This window comes from Clostridium sp. UBA1652 (genome assembly GCF_002320975.1).
In the GTDB taxonomy this organism is placed as follows: domain Bacteria; phylum Bacillota; class Clostridia; order Clostridiales; family Clostridiaceae; genus Clostridium_T; species Clostridium_T intestinale.
In genome coordinates this window covers 51,243-66,109 of sequence record NZ_DCLI01000079.1, presented here as the reverse complement: position 1 = coordinate 66,109, position 14,867 = coordinate 51,243, and the positions used below count along the sequence as shown (strand labels likewise).

The following is a 14,867-nucleotide window of genomic DNA, read 5'->3' as shown; positions in this document are numbered from 1 at the left end:
TACTAACTGTCAACTTTAAATTTGTGCTACAATACCTTTAAACAGATAACTTGAAAACGTTACACACATTATTGCTGTAGAAGTCTTGCAAAGACTTCATTAGAATCCTTTTAGCATTAGTGCAGTAGAAATCCTTTTAGCATTATTACTGTAGAAATCCTGCTAGGATTTCATTAAAGTCCGTTTAACATTATTACTGTAAAATTAAGGGGGGGAGTACAAACTATGAATCTTTTAGATAAAGTAAAATATGCAGGAGTTATTGGTGCAGGAGGGGCAGGATTTCCTACTCATGCAAAACTATCTGGTAAGGCAGAATTTATACTTTTAAATGGAGCTGAATGTGAACCATTATTAAGGGTGGATCAGCAGCTTATGAAAATATATCCTAATGAAATAATTAAGGGGTTTGAAGCTGCAAGAGAACTAGTTTCAGCAAAGAAAGGAATTATAGGAGTAAAAGAAAAACATAAAGAGGTAATTTCTATTTTGAGAAATAGAATAATTGAATTTAACCTTAATGAAAAGATTGAGGTTAAAGAACTTCCTGATATTTATCCTGCTGGAGATGAACAGGTTTTAGTTTATGAATTAACAGGACGAGTTGTTCCTGAGGCTGGAATTCCCATTCAAGTAGGATGTGTAGTTGTAAATAGCGAAACTTCACTAAACATTTATAATGCATCACTTGGAAAATCAGTAACCAGAAAATATATAACTGTTACAGGTGATGTACCAAGTCCAATAACAGCTTGTGTACCAGTTGGGACTAAGATAATTGATGTATTAAAACTTAGTGGTATAACAGAGTTTAATGATTATGCAGTTATTGATGGTGGACCCATGATGGGCCCAGTTATGAAAAATCTAGATGGATATGTAACTAAGAAAAATAAGGGTTTTGTAATACTTAAAAAAGAACATTCCTTAATACGTAAAAAATCAACGGAAATGAATCAAGCTAGAAGAGTAAATAGAGCTTCTTGTGAACAATGCAGAATGTGTACAGATATGTGTCCACGTTATCTTTTGGGACATGATACCCAGCCTCATAAGATGATGAGAGCTATGGCCTATAATCTTGAAAATGTTGAGGGGCAAAAAAATGCTCAACTATGTTGTCAATGTAATTTATGTGAGTTATTTTCTTGTCCAGCAGGACTTTATCCTAAGGCCTCTAATGTATATTTTAAAGAAAAGCTTTTTGAGCAAAAGATTAAATATAGGCCAATCAAAGATAAGTTTGAACCAAGAAAGGCCCGTCAATATAGATTGGTACCAAGTAAAAGACTTATTGCAAGACTTGGATTAAAAAGTTTTGATAGACCTGCTCCTTTCATGGATGGTTTTGTTGAACCTGAAGAGGTACATGTACTAAGAAGTCAACATGTTGGTGCTCCAGCAACTTCAGTTGTTTCAGTAGGGACCCATGTTGAAGCAGGAGATTTAATAGGAGGTATACCAGAAGGCAGTTTAGGTGCACCTATTCATGCAAGTATATCAGGAACTATAACAGAAATCACAAATGAGTTTATATCTATAAGGAGGAATTAATATGGCTAACGCAATAGGAATAGTTGAATTTACAAGTATATCAAGAGGTATTTTTTCCTCAGACCAAATGGTTAAGGTTTCTGATGTTGAGATAGTTACTGCAAGTTCCACATGTCCAGGAAAATATATTGCAATAGTTACTGGAGATGTGGAGTCAGTTAAGGAATCAGTAAGTGTTGGAGAAAAAACCGCAGATGAGTTTTGGATTGATTCAATAATAATACCAAATGTAAGTCCTCTAGTTTTTCCAGCAATTACTGGGGCAACAATACCAGAGAAAGTTCAAGCTTTAGGTGTAATTGAAGCTTTTTCAATAGCTAACATGGTAGTTGCAGCAGATAAAATCTTAAAATCTGCAAGTTTAGAACCTATAGAACTTAGACTTGGTACAGGCCTCGGAGGGAAATCCTATTTTACTTTTACAGGTAATGTAGGAGCAGTAGAAGTAGGGATAGAAGCAGGGAAAGCTGAGATGGAACAGAAGGGTTTACTTGTTAATGCTGAAGTTATTCCATCACCATCTGATAGACTTATTCAAACTCTATTTTAAATGTAGTATTGATTTTTCAGCATAATAATGGTATTCTTACCATGATAATATTGGAATCTATTAGTAAATTTAATAATGAAATATAGGTTTAATCAGTAACGTGATTGATTAAAAGGGAATCAGGTGGGAATCCTGAGCTATCCCGTAGCTGTATTAAGGGAGTTTAGGTACAAGATGTCACTTAAGTTTTAGGGAAGACGTACTTAAATTATGATCTTTGAGTCAGAAGACCTGCCTATATTTTTGACTAAAATCTCTACGAGCGATGGAGGAGTCATAATAAAGATGTACTTAATATACTTATATGGGTATAGTTTTTTGTTGTGTCCTTCTAACTTTTAGTTAGAGGGGCTTTTTTTTAGAATAATTTTGGCGAATCAATATTATTAGTATATATATAAGGGGGAATTTAAGTATTTATGAATAGAGTTAAGGCTTGTAGAGTAGATGAAATAAGATTCAAAGGAGTCATTAGGTGGGAAAAAACAATATCTTAAGGAAAAAAAGTAATAAAAGAATAAGACATAAACATGGAGAAAATATTTCAATTGATTTTTATGCTTATACTTCAAAGATAAAAAATTGGAATTCAAGTTTTAAGATGATTTTTTCAATGACCGTGATAGCTGTGTGTATTTTATTAGATAACCCATACGTATCTGTTTCAGTAATTTTAGGGATGGCCTATCTTACTATTATAAAAGGTGGTCTTTCTTTAAGAGATTATTTATCAGTACTTATGATTCCTATTGTATTTATTTTACTAAGTGTTTTTACCATAAGTGTGGATATTTCAAAAAATCCAGTAGGAGAGTACAACCTTTATCTAGGTGTTGGGTATGTGTTTACTTCAAAAGAGATGCTTACAAAAGGGCTATTTTTACTTCTAAAGATTTTAGGAGCTATAAGTGCTCTTCAAATGATGTCACTTTCTACTCCATCTTCTGAGGTTATATATGTACTTAGAAAGGCCCATGTTCCAAAACTTATTATAGAACTTATGAATATGATTTATAGATATATTTTCATTTTGATGGATGTATCAACTAAAATGAAAAATTCAGCAGAGGCCCGTCTTGGGTACTGTGACATCAAAACTTCTTATTATACCTTTGGAAGGATTGGGAGCAACATGTTGATTGTTTCCTTCAAGAAAGCAAATGCCTATTATGATGCCATGGAAGCAAGGTGTTATGATGGGGAACTTATATTTTTAGAGGAAGAAAAAAAGCTAGATAAAAAGCTAATGTTTTGGGCATTTGTGTTTGTAATTTTTTTAGTTGGGCTTTGGAGTTTTACAAAGTAAGAGGAGATTTTTATGAAGAAAGTAATATTAAAAATAGAGGATTTACATTACACCTATGGAAATGGAAAAGTTGCTTTAGAGGGAGTAAATCTAGAGGTTCATGAAGGAGAAAAAATAGCAGTAGTAGGATCTAATGGTTCTGGGAAATCAACTTTTTTCTTAAACATGAATGGGGTATTCATGGCTGATGATGGAGAAATCACATATAGAGGTACCATCATAAACAAGAAAAACATGAAAGAGCTAAGAAAAAATATAGGGATTGTGTTTCAAGATCCTGATAATCAGATAATAGCATCTACTGTAAAATCAGAGGTCGCTTTTGGGCCCATGAACCTAAAACTTTCAAAACAAGAGGTGCTAGATAGGGTGCATCAGGCCCTAATGTACATGCATCTATTAGATTTTCAAGATAGGCCTCCTCATTATTTAAGTGGAGGAGAAAAGAAAAGAGTAAGTATTGCAGATATTATCGCTATGAAACCTGAAATCATAATTTTTGATGAACCTACAGCATCGTTAGACCCTGTAAACTCCATAATGCTTGAGGACGTTTTAGATAAGTTAAGCTTAGAAGGGAAAACCATGCTCATATCTACCCATGATGTTGATTTTGTTTATAGATGGGCAGAGAGAGTTGTTGTTTTTTCTGATGGAAAAATCATAGCTGATGGTACACCTATAGAAATATTTAAGAATCAAGAAGTTTTAGAAAAAGCAAACCTTAAAAAGCCAACTATGTTAGAGGTTTATGATTTACTTTTAGAAAAAGAATTATTAAAAGATGAAAATCTCTATCCTAAAACAGTTCAGGAATTAAAGAATATTTTTTAGATTAAGAAATCAAGGGGGAAAATAATATGAATAAAAAAGAAAAGAAGTTTATAATTATTGCGATAGCTTTTGCAATAATTTTTGGAGTAACGCCTGTAGCAAATGCTATGCATATAATGGAAGGATACCTTTCACCAAAGTACTGTATTTTATGGGGAGTTATAAGTCTTCCATTTTTAGTTTTAGGGTATATTTCACTTAAAAAAACTATAGCAGAAAACAGAAGAGCTATAACACTTATTGCAATGGCAGGAGCCTTTGTTTTTGTGCTTTCATCTTTAAAAATTCCATCAGTAACAGGAAGTTCTTCTCACATGACAGGTACAGGTCTTGGTGCTATTTTATTTGGACCAAGCATGGTTAGTATTCTCGGAATAATTGTACTTCTATTTCAAGCTATATTACTCGCTCATGGTGGTTTAACAACCCTTGGGGCCAATACTTTTTCTATGGCTATCGCAGGTCCATTCCTTGCTTATGGAATATATAAATTGCTTCAAAAATCAAAGGTTAATAAACACTTCTCAATTTTTTTAGCAGCGGCACTAGGAGACTTATTTACTTATTGTGTAACAAGTATTCAACTTGCAATTGCATACCCATCTGAAACTGGTGGTGTTTTAGCATCAGCAGTTAAGTTCCTTGGAGTGTTTGCACCTACTCAAGTTCCACTTGCAATTATTGAGGGAATCTTAAGTGTAATTATTATCATAGGCCTTGAAACATATGCAAAGTCAGAGTTAAAAGGTATAGGTTTTTTAAAGGGGAGTGAGAAATAATGACAAAAACTAAGAAAAAAGTTATCATACTATTACTTATTACCATATTGATTGTTCTTGTACCATTATTTATTTTAAAAGGTGCTGAATTTGGAGGCTCTGATGATGCTGGGAGTCAGGTTATTTCTGAAATCACAGGGGAAGAATATGAACCATGGGCGACGCCTGTTATGGAAAGATGGATAGGTGGAGAAATTCCAGGTGAAACTGAAAGTTTATTATTTTGTGTACAAACAGCTATAGGAGTGGGGATAATTGCCTTCTTCATGGGCCGATTTGTTGAAAGAACTAAAAAAGAAAAATTAGAAAGTAATAAGATAGTTAAGAAATAAGCAGATGGGCCTAAGCTTAGGCCCATCTGTTCTATCATCCTAAAAATTCAGGTACATCTTGATAATCAGATCTAATTGCTCTTTGAACAATTGTTAGTTTGATTTTTGAATTAACTTTATCTAAAGAGTAAGAGTAACGTTCACCACAATTTTTACATATAAGAAAATCATCTTCTCCAACCATCTCTCTATTATTAAAGGTATAAGGTGTTTCTTCAGCATTCATAAGTGACCTTAAGATATTCGTATTATCTATATCATAGGTGTATAAGTAAGTAGCTTCACGTTTCATTACAAAATCTTTAGTATTACATTTTGCGCATATTATAGGGTTTTCTGTGTTCATAATATCATTCCTTCCAACAACAGTAGCTTATAAGGTTATATTATCCAAATTAATAAGATGCTATTCTTCAATATCACTTCTAATATGTTTTGATAACTCTTCTTTTAAGCTTGGATTTGATTCAAAGAAATCTAAAAGCTTACATATTCCATTAAGTACATCATTGCTTATAGTATGCTCCATCTTTTCAGTTTCTTCTAGCACCTTATCATTAATATCTAAAAGCTTTAAGAAATTTTCAATTGTATTGTGACGCTTTAATAAAAGCTTTCCAATGTATTTGCCTTCTTCCTCCAAGATTATAACTCCATACTTTTCGTATTTGATTAAATTAAGAGAAGATAATTTCTTTACCATTTTAGTTACAGATGGCGGTTGAACATTTAATGAAATCGCAAGTTCATTCACCCTTGTAAAACCATTTTTTAGAGAAAGTCTATAAATCATCTCTATGTAATCCTCGGCAGAAGCTGAAATTATGTTAGTGTCATTTTTCATATATTGAGAGAAGGTAAAAAATTTTTCCTGCATTTAAAAACCATCCTTATTATTAGTTCTCCATTAGTAAAATATATTCACTACTTTAGATAAAATACATACTATGGTTATTAAGTAAGAGTTAGCTTAGGTTAAGATGTTTAACCTAAGTAACAAATTAATTGATAGGAGTAAGATTATGAAACGATTATGTGATTTTCAAGTTGGAGAAAAAGTTATGATTAAAAATTTATTAAGCGATGGATTAATGAGAGAAAGAATGTTAGCTTTAGGCTTTGTTAAGGGGACAGTTATTGAAATTGTTCGAAAAGGGCCTAAAAATAATCTTACAGTTTTTAAGGTAAGAGAAACCATGATTGCTCTTAGGCAAGAAGAATCTTTATTAATAGAAGTAGCCTAGGAGGTAAATATTATGGGGCTTACTTATGAATCTGTTAAAAAAGATGCTTTAAAAGACATGTTTAATATAGATAAAAATGACGGAGAGTATGTGATCGCATTAGCTGGTAATCCTAACACCGGTAAAAGTACTGTATTTAATACCTTAACTGGGTTACATCAGCACACGGGTAATTGGCCAGGAAAAACTGTAGTTAATGCTAGAGGTGAATTTCAATATAAAGATAAAAAATATATTTTAGTAGATCTTCCAGGAACTTATTCTATATTTGCAACCTCTGTTGAAGAAGCTGTAGCAAGAGATTTTATATGTTTTGGAAAACCTGACCTAACTATAGTTGTAGTTGATGCAACCAGTTTAGAGAGAAATCTAAATCTAGCCTTTCAAGTTATGGAGATAACCTCCGATGTGATTTTGTGTATAAATCTAATAGATGAAGCAGAAAGAAAAGGAATAACTATAGATGGAAAAGGCTTAGAAAAAGATTTAGGAATTCCAGTTGTTTTAACCTCTGCTAGAAACAATATAGGAATGGATAACTTAAAGGAAGAAATAGATAAAAAGGTTGCTGAAAAGTTTAAAAGGTTGGGGACAGTTAAGCATAATTATATAAAATATTACCCTAAAATTGAAAAAGCTATAGATATAATTCAAAAGGATGTTGAGGAATTAAGTATTGATTTAAACTCTAGATGGTTATCATTAAGATTAATTGATGGTGATGAGTCTATAATAAAGGGTGTAGAAGAGTATTTAGGAAACGACGAAATAAAGAATATTATAGAAAAAAACAAAGATTTGATTGATTCAATTAATAATAAAGAGATACGAGAAGATATAACTTCTAAAAACTATAAACAAGCAGAACTTTTAAGGGACAGTTATGTAAAAATATCAAATAAAAAGGTTGATAGGGATAAGAAAATAGATGACATTATAACCTCAAAGAGATTTGGAATTCCTCTTATGATACTGATGTTAGCCGTTGTTTTATGGATAACTATAGCAGGAGCTAATGTTCCATCACAAGTTTTGGCTGATATGTTATTTAAATTTCAAGATGTATTAACTGATATTTTCATTAAATTAAACGCACCAGAGTGGCTTCATGGAGTTTTAATTTTAGGTCTATATAAAACCATGGCCTGGGTTATTTCTGTTATGCTTCCTCCTATGGCAATATTTTTTCCGTTATTTACGTTGCTAGAAGATTTTGGGTATCTTCCAAGAGTAGCATTTAATCTAGATCATGTATTTAAAAAAGCTTGTGCTCATGGAAAACAATGTTTGTCTATGTGTATGGGATTGGGGTGCAATGCAGCTGGGGTAATAGGTTGCAGAATTATAGACTCTCCAAGAGAAAGACTTATAGCTATTTTAACCAATAACTTTGTACCTTGTAATGGTAGATTTCCTACTTTGATAGCTGTTTCTACCGTATTTTTTGGAGTTGCAACAATAAATGATAAATCAAGTATAATACCAGCACTTATGGTTTCATTAATAGTTATTTTAGGAATTTTTATAACATTAGGGGTATCATATTTATTATCTAAAACTCTTCTTAAAGGGATTCCTTCAAGTTTTACATTAGAATTACCACCTTATAGAAAACCGAAGTTTGGAAGTGTTTTATATACTTCAATAATAGATAGAACAATATTCGTTTTAGGAAGAGCAGTAGCTATAGCTGCCCCTGCAGGAGTAGCCATTTGGATACTTGGTAATATTTATATAGGTGATATGAGTATAATAAGTCATGTAGCAAACTTTCTAAATCCATTTGCACAATATATAGGATTAGATGGATTTATATTATTAGCTTTTATTTTAGGATTACCAGCTAATGAAATAGTTGTACCTATACTGCTTATGGCTTATTTATCAACAGGATCTATGGTGGAGTTTGATAGTATAGATTCTCTTCGTCAAATATTAGTAGCAAATGGATGGACCACACTAACAGCATTAAATGTTTTGATATTTACTTTATTGCATTGGCCTTGTGCTACAACATTGTTGACTATAAAAAAAGAGACTGGAAGTATAAAGTGGACAATTTTAGCTGCAATACTTCCAACAGTTATAGGAATAGGTTTATGTTTTATAACAACTACAATTTACAGACTTTTTGTATAATAAAACTCCCATTGAAGTAAGTTTCAATGGGAGTTTTATGTGTAATTATAAGTAATAAAATAAGTAATTTACACTATAAATTTATTTTTGGAAGTGATCTTGAACCATTACTAAAGCTTCACCAAATCTTTGCAAATGTACTACTTCTCTTTCTCTTAAAAATTTCAATACATCTTTAACAGAAGGATCATCTGTTAAAAGAATTAGCCTTTCATAAGCGGCTCTTGCTTTTTGTTCTGCAGCCATATCTTCAGTAAGGTCTGCAACTGGATCTCCAGTAGCTTGAATATAAGCTGCTGTCCAAGGAACTCCACCTGGGTCAGAAGGATAGATTCCTTTTCCATGTACTGCATAGTTCGTATCAAAACCATGTTTCTTTAGTTCTTCTATAGAAGTGCCTTTAGTTAATTGGTACATCATTGTAGAAATTATTTCTACATGTGCAAGCTCTTCTGTTCCTATGTCTGTTAATAAACCTTTTGACTTTCCAGTAGGCATAGTATATCTTTGGCTAAGATATCTAATTGATGCACTTAATTCGCCATCAGGTCCTCCTAGTTGAGTTAAGATTAGTTTAGCAAAGCGTAGGTCAGGTTGTTTTATGTCCACAGGATATTCTAGTCTTTTTTCATAATACCACATAAAAATTTTCCCTCCAAATTTTAATCATTAAATTTACGTTCCCAAGGCCAAGGACCAGAAACCCATTGATCCCAATCTTTTGCAGTTTGTATACCGTAGTTAGTTAGTGGACCATATTTCTTTTCATATTCTTTTCTTAAATCCATAAGTTCTTTTGACAAGCAGTTAAAGTATTCAAGGGCATCTTTATTATCTTCATAGTTATCAAGATATAGATTTACATCAACAAGACTAAATCCAACTTCTTGAATTTTTTTTAGTAGATCTTTTTTATCCATTGTAATCCTCCTAAAGTAATTGTTTAGCATAAGGTTTGTCTAAATCTCTAAATATAGTTCCACGCTTTAGAGAAGTGTCTGCATCATAGACATTTTCAAATGGCTGGAATCTTACATAAGCTTTAGCATAATCCATTTTGTGTTCTTTATGAGATTTACTCGAATGTCTTTCGTTATTATCATACATAACATGGGCCTCCTAAATTAATTTACTTATATTACCAATCAATATAATTTATGAAATTATACTTATTATTGTTACAAATGGAAGAACACATTAACCTGGGAATGGAGTTAATATTGGAGAATAAGGAGAGTTTAATTCTCTCATTCTTTGATCAATAATATTAACAAGACTTACTATGAGACCATAAAGTATTTCTTGCCTAAATTTAGGATGAACGTCAGTAGTACCTTCTTCATATTCCCGGGAAACTTGAATAAATCTATAATATGCTATTCTAGTAAATTGACAAATTGTAAAGAAAATAAAAATAGTTGATAAATTTGAATCTATTGCAGGATTACGAAGTTTGGTTACATCACCACCTTGATATTTAATAACTATTTGATCTATAGATTCCTGGGTAGCTTTAAGTAGATACAAATAAGATGCTAATCCTGTATAAACTGCATAAAGCTGATCATTAAGAAGAGTTAATTCTCCCATATCATGTCTATATTGATCTGGATCGAAGTTTGTAGAATCATCAGAAGACTGATTATTTTTATTTGAATTATTAGAAAAATTATCTTTATTTACATCTGGGGGGTTATTATTTTTAGATTTCTTAGTATCTTTTGAGCCACTAGGTTTATCACGCTTCTTAGACACTTATTTTGCCTCCTAAGATTTCTACAGAGAAATTCTGTTTTCTTAATATATACTATTTATTATTTATAAAATGGGTTCTTGTAGTTTTAACATAGTTTACATCTTTGATTAACATTCATTTGCTAAATTTATATTAGAAATAAATTTTGGAGGATGATTTTGTGGAATTAAATTTTGCAGTAATAAGTGATATACATGTAAAAGCTCATAATTCTAAAGAAGATGAAAAACTTGATTTAGCATTAAGTAGATTAAAAGAATATCAACATAATTTAGATGCATTAATTATTACTGGAGATATAACTAATAGTGGAAGAGAGAAAGAATACAAGAAGTTTAACAAGATTTATAACAAGTATTCAGAGTTTTTAGGAGAAAAGATATTTCTTATGGGTAATCATGACTGCTGGGGTGGGGTATCAATTAAAGCAGCACAAAAAAGATTTAAAGATAACTTAAATGAAGACATTAATTCACACAAAGTTATAAAAGGGTATCATTTCATTTCAATTAGTACTGAAGGAAAAAGATTAAGTGGACTATTTAGTAAAAAACTTTTAGCTTGGCTTAAAAATGAACTTGAGGTAGCTAGGGATGATGATTATAAGAAACCAATATTTTTAGGAGTTCATCAGCATATTGAAAATACTGTTTATGGAAGTGAGGCTTGGGGAAACAAGGATCTATATGAAGTTTTAAAGGAATTCCCTCAAGTAATAAATTTCTCTGGACATTCTCATTACCCTTTGAATGATGAAAGAAGCATTCATCAAAAAGACTTTACCTCTGTAGGTGCTGGTTCAACTAGCTATATTGAGTTAGAAAGGGGGAAGGTAAACGGAACAATTCAGCCAAAGGCAGACAAGGTATCACAAGGATTAATAGTAAAAGTATCAGAGGACAATGTGGTTAAAATCGCTACTATTGATTTTACAAAAAAACAAGTTAATGAGGATAGATGGATAATAAATGAACCATCAAATAAGGACAACTTTCTATATACAGATAATAGAAGGTATTTAAGAAAAAAGCCTTATTTTAAGAAAGAAAGTTCAGTTCATATTAAATATGTTACTAATAATGTTGCAAAGATAAGTTTCACTCAAGCTTTACATGAAGATTTCATTCATTCTTATGAGATCAGTGTTGTTAATAAAAATAACAATAAGGAGTTTAAAAAAATGAAGATTTTTTCAGATTTTTATATGGAATATATAAAGTCGAGATTAAGCTTTAAGATAAAAGGGCTTTTTCCAAACACAGAGTATACTGTTAGAATAAAAGCTATAGAATCCTTTGGAAATAAGAGTGAAAACTATCTGCAGACTGATTTTAAGACTTTAAGTATAGCTGATTCTTTAATGAACTTTAACAAGCTTCTCTCAATATCAAGAATAGAAGAAAACAGTATAGATTTTGATTAAATTTATATATATGTTTAAAAACCTACAAAATATGTGTAAAATACTAATGAAGCGAAATATGGAGTAGGAGTGATTGTTATTTTTGAAGTTTTATTAAGGGTTAAGAATTCTTTAATTAACGAGACAATAGAGAAACTAGAGATTTTAGGGGTATCATCTACCTATTATGATGTACCTTATGAGGTCACAGTTGACGATAATGGGTATGGGTATTTTGAAAAAGAGGATAGAGAGATAGATTTACATGTATATTTTTATGATGAGGATAGGTCAGAAGCGGAAAGCTTAGTAGATAAGATAAAAGATGAATTTGAGATTGAAGAGACTTTGGAGCTAGTAGAGGTTTCTGAAGATAACTGGCAGCAAAGTTTTGAACCTATAGATTTAAATAATGGATGGATAATAGCAGAAAAGGATTATTCACCAAATGGTTTAAATAAGATTAATTTTGAATCTCAAGGATCTTTTGGAACAGGTCTTCATGAAACAACTCAAGACTTGTTACGTTATATTTTAGATAGAGATTTTCAAGGAGAGTCAGTTTTAGATTTAGGAGCTGGTTCAGGGATTTTAAGTTTAGCAGCTTCTATAAAAAATGCGGATAGAGTAGTTGCGTTAGATATTAGAGATGTTACTGAAGAAGTACTATATAATGCATCTTTAAATAATGTTTATAACATAGAAGTTGTTATAAGTGATGTCACATCAAAGACTTTTGGAGTTTCAGGTAAGTTTGATGTTGTATTTATAAATATTGGCGGTGAAGAAACTCTATCTTCAATGGATTTTATAAATGAAGTATTAAAACCAAATGGTGTACTATTCGTTTCGGGTATGGTTGAGTGGAGTAGTGAAAAAGTTTTAGATATAGTTAAAAGCTACGGATATACCTTAAATAAAAGTACAAAAACCAATGAGTGGGTAACAGCTGTATTAACAAAAAATAAATAATATTATTTGAGCTTATAGCATAAATATAGTACAGTAATAATTTTTTAGGGGACGGTTATGATAAATATTTCAATAACCATTGATGTTAAAAATCCTGGTGAGGTAGCAGCTAATCACGGAATTCCTGGTTTTGTTCCACAAGATTTGATTAGGGGTAAGGTGGAAAGCGAAATTAAGAGTACTATAATAAAAAAACTTAAAGTTGCACTTGCAGATGAACTAAGGAGAAATGGTGTTAAGTGTAATATGAATATAAGCTAAAATTAAAAGATGAGCATGTAATATAGTGCTCATCTTTTCTAAACTAATTTTTAGCTTTTTCTACTTTTAGAGATTTACCTTTTATAGTTGCATTTTTTAGTTCTCTTAAAACTAAATCACCTTTACCGTTCATAATGTCAACATAGGAGACATTGTCAGAAACATCTATTATACCTATATCATCAGGCTCAATACCAGGAATTCTGCATATTGCACCTACAATATCACCAGGGCGTATCTTTTTCTTTTTTCCACCGTTTAAGTATATCTTAGTAATGTCTTTTGAAACTTCTTTCTTTTTACTAGTAGTAACTTTTTTGAAGTTTTCATTTTTTAGCTTGAAGTCTTCTTTATTTGCAAGGAATTCTTCTCTACTAGGTGGAGAAAGTTTAGGGATTTTATAATTTATATAATCTTGAATTTCTTGAAAGAACTTATCTTCATATGGAGTCTTAAAGGTTAAGGCAACTCCAGAGTTTCCAGCTCTTCCTGTTCTTCCAATTCTATGTACATACTTCTCTTTTTCCATAGGAAGGTCATAGTTTATTACTAAAGAAACCTTATCTATATCAAGACCTCTTGATGCTATATCAGTAGCTATAAGGAATCTAAACTTACCTGATTTAAACTCATCTATAGTTCTTAATCTTTCTGGTTGAAGCATTCCTCCATGAAGTCCTTTTGATGGATATCTTTTTCCTTCAAGTTTAGAAATAAGAGTATCAACATTTTCTTTTGTTCTACAGAAAAGTATTGCACTGTCAGGGTTTTCTTTTATAAGTAATTTTTCAAGTAAAGAGAACTTATCTTCATCTTTTACTTCAAAGTATCCTTGTTTTATACTCTCAACAGTAAGCTTGTTTGGAGTTATTTCAACATTTTTAGGGGACTTCATATGTCTATCACAAATTGTTTTAATTTGCTCCGGAATAGTTGCAGAAAATAGCAAAGTGGTTCTCTTTTTAGGAAGATAAGATAAAATCTCTTCAACTTCTTCTAAAAAGCCCATACTTAACATTTCATCAGCTTCATCCAAAACTAGATATTCTATTTCACTTACATTTAAAGTTTCACGCTTAATATGATCTAGAGTTCTACCTGGAGTACCTACAACAACATGAACTCTTTGTTTAAGTTCATTTATTTGACTAGTTATAGGTTGTTTTCCAAAGATAGCAACAGAACGAATTTTGTTGTATCTACCTATGTTATTTATGTCTTCTTTAACTTGGACAGCTAGCTCTCTAGTTGGTGTTAATACAAGTGCCTTAGGGTTTTTTATTTCTACATCAATAGATTGACATAGAGGTATTGCAAAGGAAGCAGTTTTTCCACTACCTGTTTGAGCTTTTACAATTAAGTCTTTCTTTTGAAGTACTATAGGAAGAACTTTTTTCTGTACGTCTGTAGGATTTGAGTATCCTAATTCCTCTAAAGCTTTTAGAATATTAGGATTTAAATTAAAATCTTTAAAATTAATATTATTCAACAATTTCACCTTTTTCTATAAATTCATAACGTATCTACTATATTAACATTATACCCTATAAAGTAAAATACTTTCTCTATCTATTGCTTAAGAAATTTTATAGTGCTATTATAAAAATATAACTTAAATAGCACAGGGGTGTTGGATTATTGCCAACTGAGAGTAAGAACTAAAATTCTTTAACCCTAGTACCTGAACTGGATAATGCCAGCGTAGGAAGTGTTTTGTTTAATAGTATTTTATGAAGTT

Annotated in this window: 18 protein-coding genes and 2 riboswitches; of the genes, 11 read left to right on the top strand and 7 right to left on the bottom strand. The window is 31.2% G+C overall.

Annotation, left to right across the window (positions count from 1 at the left end):
- The first annotated feature begins 225 nt into the window (after nucleotides 1-225).
- The 6 genes from B3N22_RS16690 (at nucleotide 226) to B3N22_RS16665 (ending at nucleotide 5,355) form a co-directional block, all read left to right on the top strand.
- Entirely contained in the window at nucleotides 226-1,554 is a 1,329-nt protein-coding gene (locus B3N22_RS16690) for a 4Fe-4S dicluster domain-containing protein (RefSeq protein WP_286908811.1), read from the top strand.
- 1 nt (nucleotide 1,555) lies between these two features.
- A complete protein-coding gene (locus B3N22_RS16685) occupies nucleotides 1,556-2,104 on the top strand; it encodes a BMC domain-containing protein (protein WP_286908809.1) in 549 nt (182 codons plus the stop codon).
- A 67-nt stretch (nucleotides 2,105-2,171) separates the two neighbouring features.
- Nucleotides 2,172-2,357, top strand: a riboswitch (cobalamin riboswitch).
- A gap of 222 nt (nucleotides 2,358-2,579) precedes the next feature.
- Nucleotides 2,580-3,410 (top strand): cobalt ECF transporter T component CbiQ, encoded by an 831-nt coding sequence (cbiQ, locus tag B3N22_RS16680; protein ID WP_286908808.1) that lies wholly within the window; start codon nucleotides 2,580-2,582, stop codon nucleotides 3,408-3,410.
- A 12-nt stretch (nucleotides 3,411-3,422) separates the two neighbouring features.
- A complete protein-coding gene (locus tag B3N22_RS16675) occupies nucleotides 3,423-4,244 on the top strand; it encodes an energy-coupling factor ABC transporter ATP-binding protein (RefSeq protein WP_286908807.1) in 822 nt (273 codons plus the stop codon).
- A 26-nt stretch (nucleotides 4,245-4,270) separates the two neighbouring features.
- Nucleotides 4,271-5,023, top strand: coding sequence for an energy-coupling factor ABC transporter permease (locus B3N22_RS16670; RefSeq protein ID WP_286908805.1), 753 nt, complete (start codon nucleotides 4,271-4,273; stop codon nucleotides 5,021-5,023).
- Nucleotides 5,023-5,355, top strand: coding sequence for an energy-coupling factor ABC transporter substrate-binding protein (locus B3N22_RS16665; RefSeq protein WP_286908803.1), 333 nt, complete (start codon nucleotides 5,023-5,025; stop codon nucleotides 5,353-5,355). The genes B3N22_RS16670 and B3N22_RS16665 overlap by 1 nt, the downstream gene beginning before the upstream one ends.
- Before the next feature lie 34 nt (nucleotides 5,356-5,389).
- On the opposite strand, the gene B3N22_RS16660 is transcribed toward B3N22_RS16665, so the two are convergent.
- The gene (locus B3N22_RS16660) at nucleotides 5,390-5,701 is read right to left on the bottom strand and encodes a hypothetical protein (protein WP_286908801.1); all 312 of its coding nucleotides are present in this window, start codon (nucleotides 5,699-5,701) and stop codon (nucleotides 5,390-5,392) included.
- A 60-nt stretch (nucleotides 5,702-5,761) separates the two neighbouring features.
- Nucleotides 5,762-6,232: a metal-dependent transcriptional regulator gene (locus tag B3N22_RS16655; protein ID WP_286908799.1), complete on the bottom strand. Its 471-nt coding sequence runs from the start codon at nucleotides 6,230-6,232 to the stop codon at nucleotides 5,762-5,764.
- A 145-nt stretch (nucleotides 6,233-6,377) separates the two neighbouring features.
- Here B3N22_RS16655 and B3N22_RS16650 point away from each other — a divergent pair, with 145 nt between their 5' ends.
- Entirely contained in the window at nucleotides 6,378-6,599 is a 222-nt protein-coding gene (locus B3N22_RS16650) for a FeoA family protein (RefSeq protein ID WP_238906439.1), read from the top strand.
- 12 nt (nucleotides 6,600-6,611) lie between these two features.
- The gene (feoB, locus tag B3N22_RS16645; RefSeq protein WP_286908797.1) at nucleotides 6,612-8,738 is read left to right on the top strand and encodes a ferrous iron transport protein B; all 2,127 of its coding nucleotides are present in this window, start codon (nucleotides 6,612-6,614) and stop codon (nucleotides 8,736-8,738) included.
- Nucleotides 8,739-8,819: 81 nt separating this feature from the next.
- Here feoB and B3N22_RS16640 read toward each other — a convergent pair whose 3' ends face one another.
- The 4 genes from B3N22_RS16640 to B3N22_RS16625 all read right to left on the bottom strand — a co-directional run bounded on the left by B3N22_RS16640 (nucleotide 8,820) and on the right by B3N22_RS16625 (nucleotide 10,493).
- Nucleotides 8,820-9,380, bottom strand: coding sequence for a manganese catalase family protein (locus B3N22_RS16640; protein WP_286908795.1), 561 nt, complete (start codon nucleotides 9,378-9,380; stop codon nucleotides 8,820-8,822).
- Between the two features lie 20 nt (nucleotides 9,381-9,400).
- A complete protein-coding gene (locus B3N22_RS16635) occupies nucleotides 9,401-9,658 on the bottom strand; it encodes a spore coat protein CotJB (protein ID WP_021800853.1) in 258 nt (85 codons plus the stop codon).
- A gap of 10 nt (nucleotides 9,659-9,668) precedes the next feature.
- On the bottom strand, nucleotides 9,669-9,845 hold the full coding sequence (locus B3N22_RS16630; protein WP_286908793.1) for a spore coat associated protein CotJA: 177 nt from the start codon (nucleotides 9,843-9,845) through the stop codon (nucleotides 9,669-9,671).
- Nucleotides 9,846-9,935: 90 nt separating this feature from the next.
- Nucleotides 9,936-10,493, bottom strand: a complete 558-nt coding sequence (locus B3N22_RS16625; RefSeq protein ID WP_286908792.1) for a hypothetical protein — start codon at nucleotides 10,491-10,493, stop codon at nucleotides 9,936-9,938.
- Nucleotides 10,494-10,654: 161 nt separating this feature from the next.
- Here B3N22_RS16625 and B3N22_RS16620 point away from each other — a divergent pair, with 161 nt between their 5' ends.
- From B3N22_RS16620 to B3N22_RS16610, 3 genes are all read left to right on the top strand, one after another.
- Nucleotides 10,655-11,917: a metallophosphoesterase gene (locus B3N22_RS16620; RefSeq protein WP_286908790.1), complete on the top strand. Its 1,263-nt coding sequence runs from the start codon at nucleotides 10,655-10,657 to the stop codon at nucleotides 11,915-11,917.
- A gap of 69 nt (nucleotides 11,918-11,986) precedes the next feature.
- A complete protein-coding gene (locus B3N22_RS16615; protein ID WP_286908788.1) occupies nucleotides 11,987-12,868 on the top strand; it encodes a 50S ribosomal protein L11 methyltransferase in 882 nt (293 codons plus the stop codon).
- 57 nt (nucleotides 12,869-12,925) lie between these two features.
- Entirely contained in the window at nucleotides 12,926-13,129 is a 204-nt protein-coding gene (locus B3N22_RS16610) for a hypothetical protein (protein WP_021800858.1), read from the top strand.
- A gap of 43 nt (nucleotides 13,130-13,172) precedes the next feature.
- Here the strand turns inward: B3N22_RS16610 and B3N22_RS16605 are convergent, their stop codons facing one another.
- Nucleotides 13,173-14,618 carry a DEAD/DEAH box helicase gene (locus tag B3N22_RS16605; protein WP_286908787.1) on the bottom strand — a complete coding sequence of 482 codons (1,446 nt, stop codon included), beginning with the start codon at nucleotides 14,616-14,618 and terminating at the stop codon, nucleotides 13,173-13,175.
- Between the two features lie 124 nt (nucleotides 14,619-14,742).
- A riboswitch (TPP riboswitch) is annotated at nucleotides 14,743-14,854 on the top strand.
- Nucleotides 14,855-14,867 lie beyond the last annotated feature (13 nt).

What these genes read in the sequence shown, in the direction of transcription:
- B3N22_RS16650 (WP_238906439.1), top strand. Translation starts at nt 6,378, where the DNA reads ATGAAACGATTATGTGATTTTCAAGTTGGAGAAAAAGTTATGATTAAA.
- B3N22_RS16685 (WP_286908809.1), top strand. Translation starts at nt 1,556, where the DNA reads ATGGCTAACGCAATAGGAATAGTTGAATTTACAAGTATATCAAGAGGT.
- B3N22_RS16660 (WP_286908801.1), bottom strand. Translation starts at nt 5,701, where the DNA reads ATGAACACAGAAAACCCTATAATATGCGCAAAATGTAATACTAAAGAT.
- B3N22_RS16690 (WP_286908811.1), top strand. Translation starts at nt 226, where the DNA reads ATGAATCTTTTAGATAAAGTAAAATATGCAGGAGTTATTGGTGCAGGA.
- B3N22_RS16675 (WP_286908807.1), top strand. Translation starts at nt 3,423, where the DNA reads ATGAAGAAAGTAATATTAAAAATAGAGGATTTACATTACACCTATGGA.
- feoB (WP_286908797.1), top strand. Translation starts at nt 6,612, where the DNA reads ATGGGGCTTACTTATGAATCTGTTAAAAAAGATGCTTTAAAAGACATG.
- B3N22_RS16665 (WP_286908803.1), top strand. Translation starts at nt 5,023, where the DNA reads ATGACAAAAACTAAGAAAAAAGTTATCATACTATTACTTATTACCATA.
- B3N22_RS16640 (WP_286908795.1), bottom strand. Translation starts at nt 9,380, where the DNA reads ATGTGGTATTATGAAAAAAGACTAGAATATCCTGTGGACATAAAACAA.
- B3N22_RS16610 (WP_021800858.1), top strand. Translation starts at nt 12,926, where the DNA reads ATGATAAATATTTCAATAACCATTGATGTTAAAAATCCTGGTGAGGTA.
- B3N22_RS16630 (WP_286908793.1), bottom strand. Translation starts at nt 9,845, where the DNA reads ATGTATGATAATAACGAAAGACATTCGAGTAAATCTCATAAAGAACAC.
- B3N22_RS16635 (WP_021800853.1), bottom strand. Translation starts at nt 9,658, where the DNA reads ATGGATAAAAAAGATCTACTAAAAAAAATTCAAGAAGTTGGATTTAGT.
- B3N22_RS16670 (WP_286908805.1), top strand. Translation starts at nt 4,271, where the DNA reads ATGAATAAAAAAGAAAAGAAGTTTATAATTATTGCGATAGCTTTTGCA.
- B3N22_RS16655 (WP_286908799.1), bottom strand. Translation starts at nt 6,232, where the DNA reads ATGCAGGAAAAATTTTTTACCTTCTCTCAATATATGAAAAATGACACT.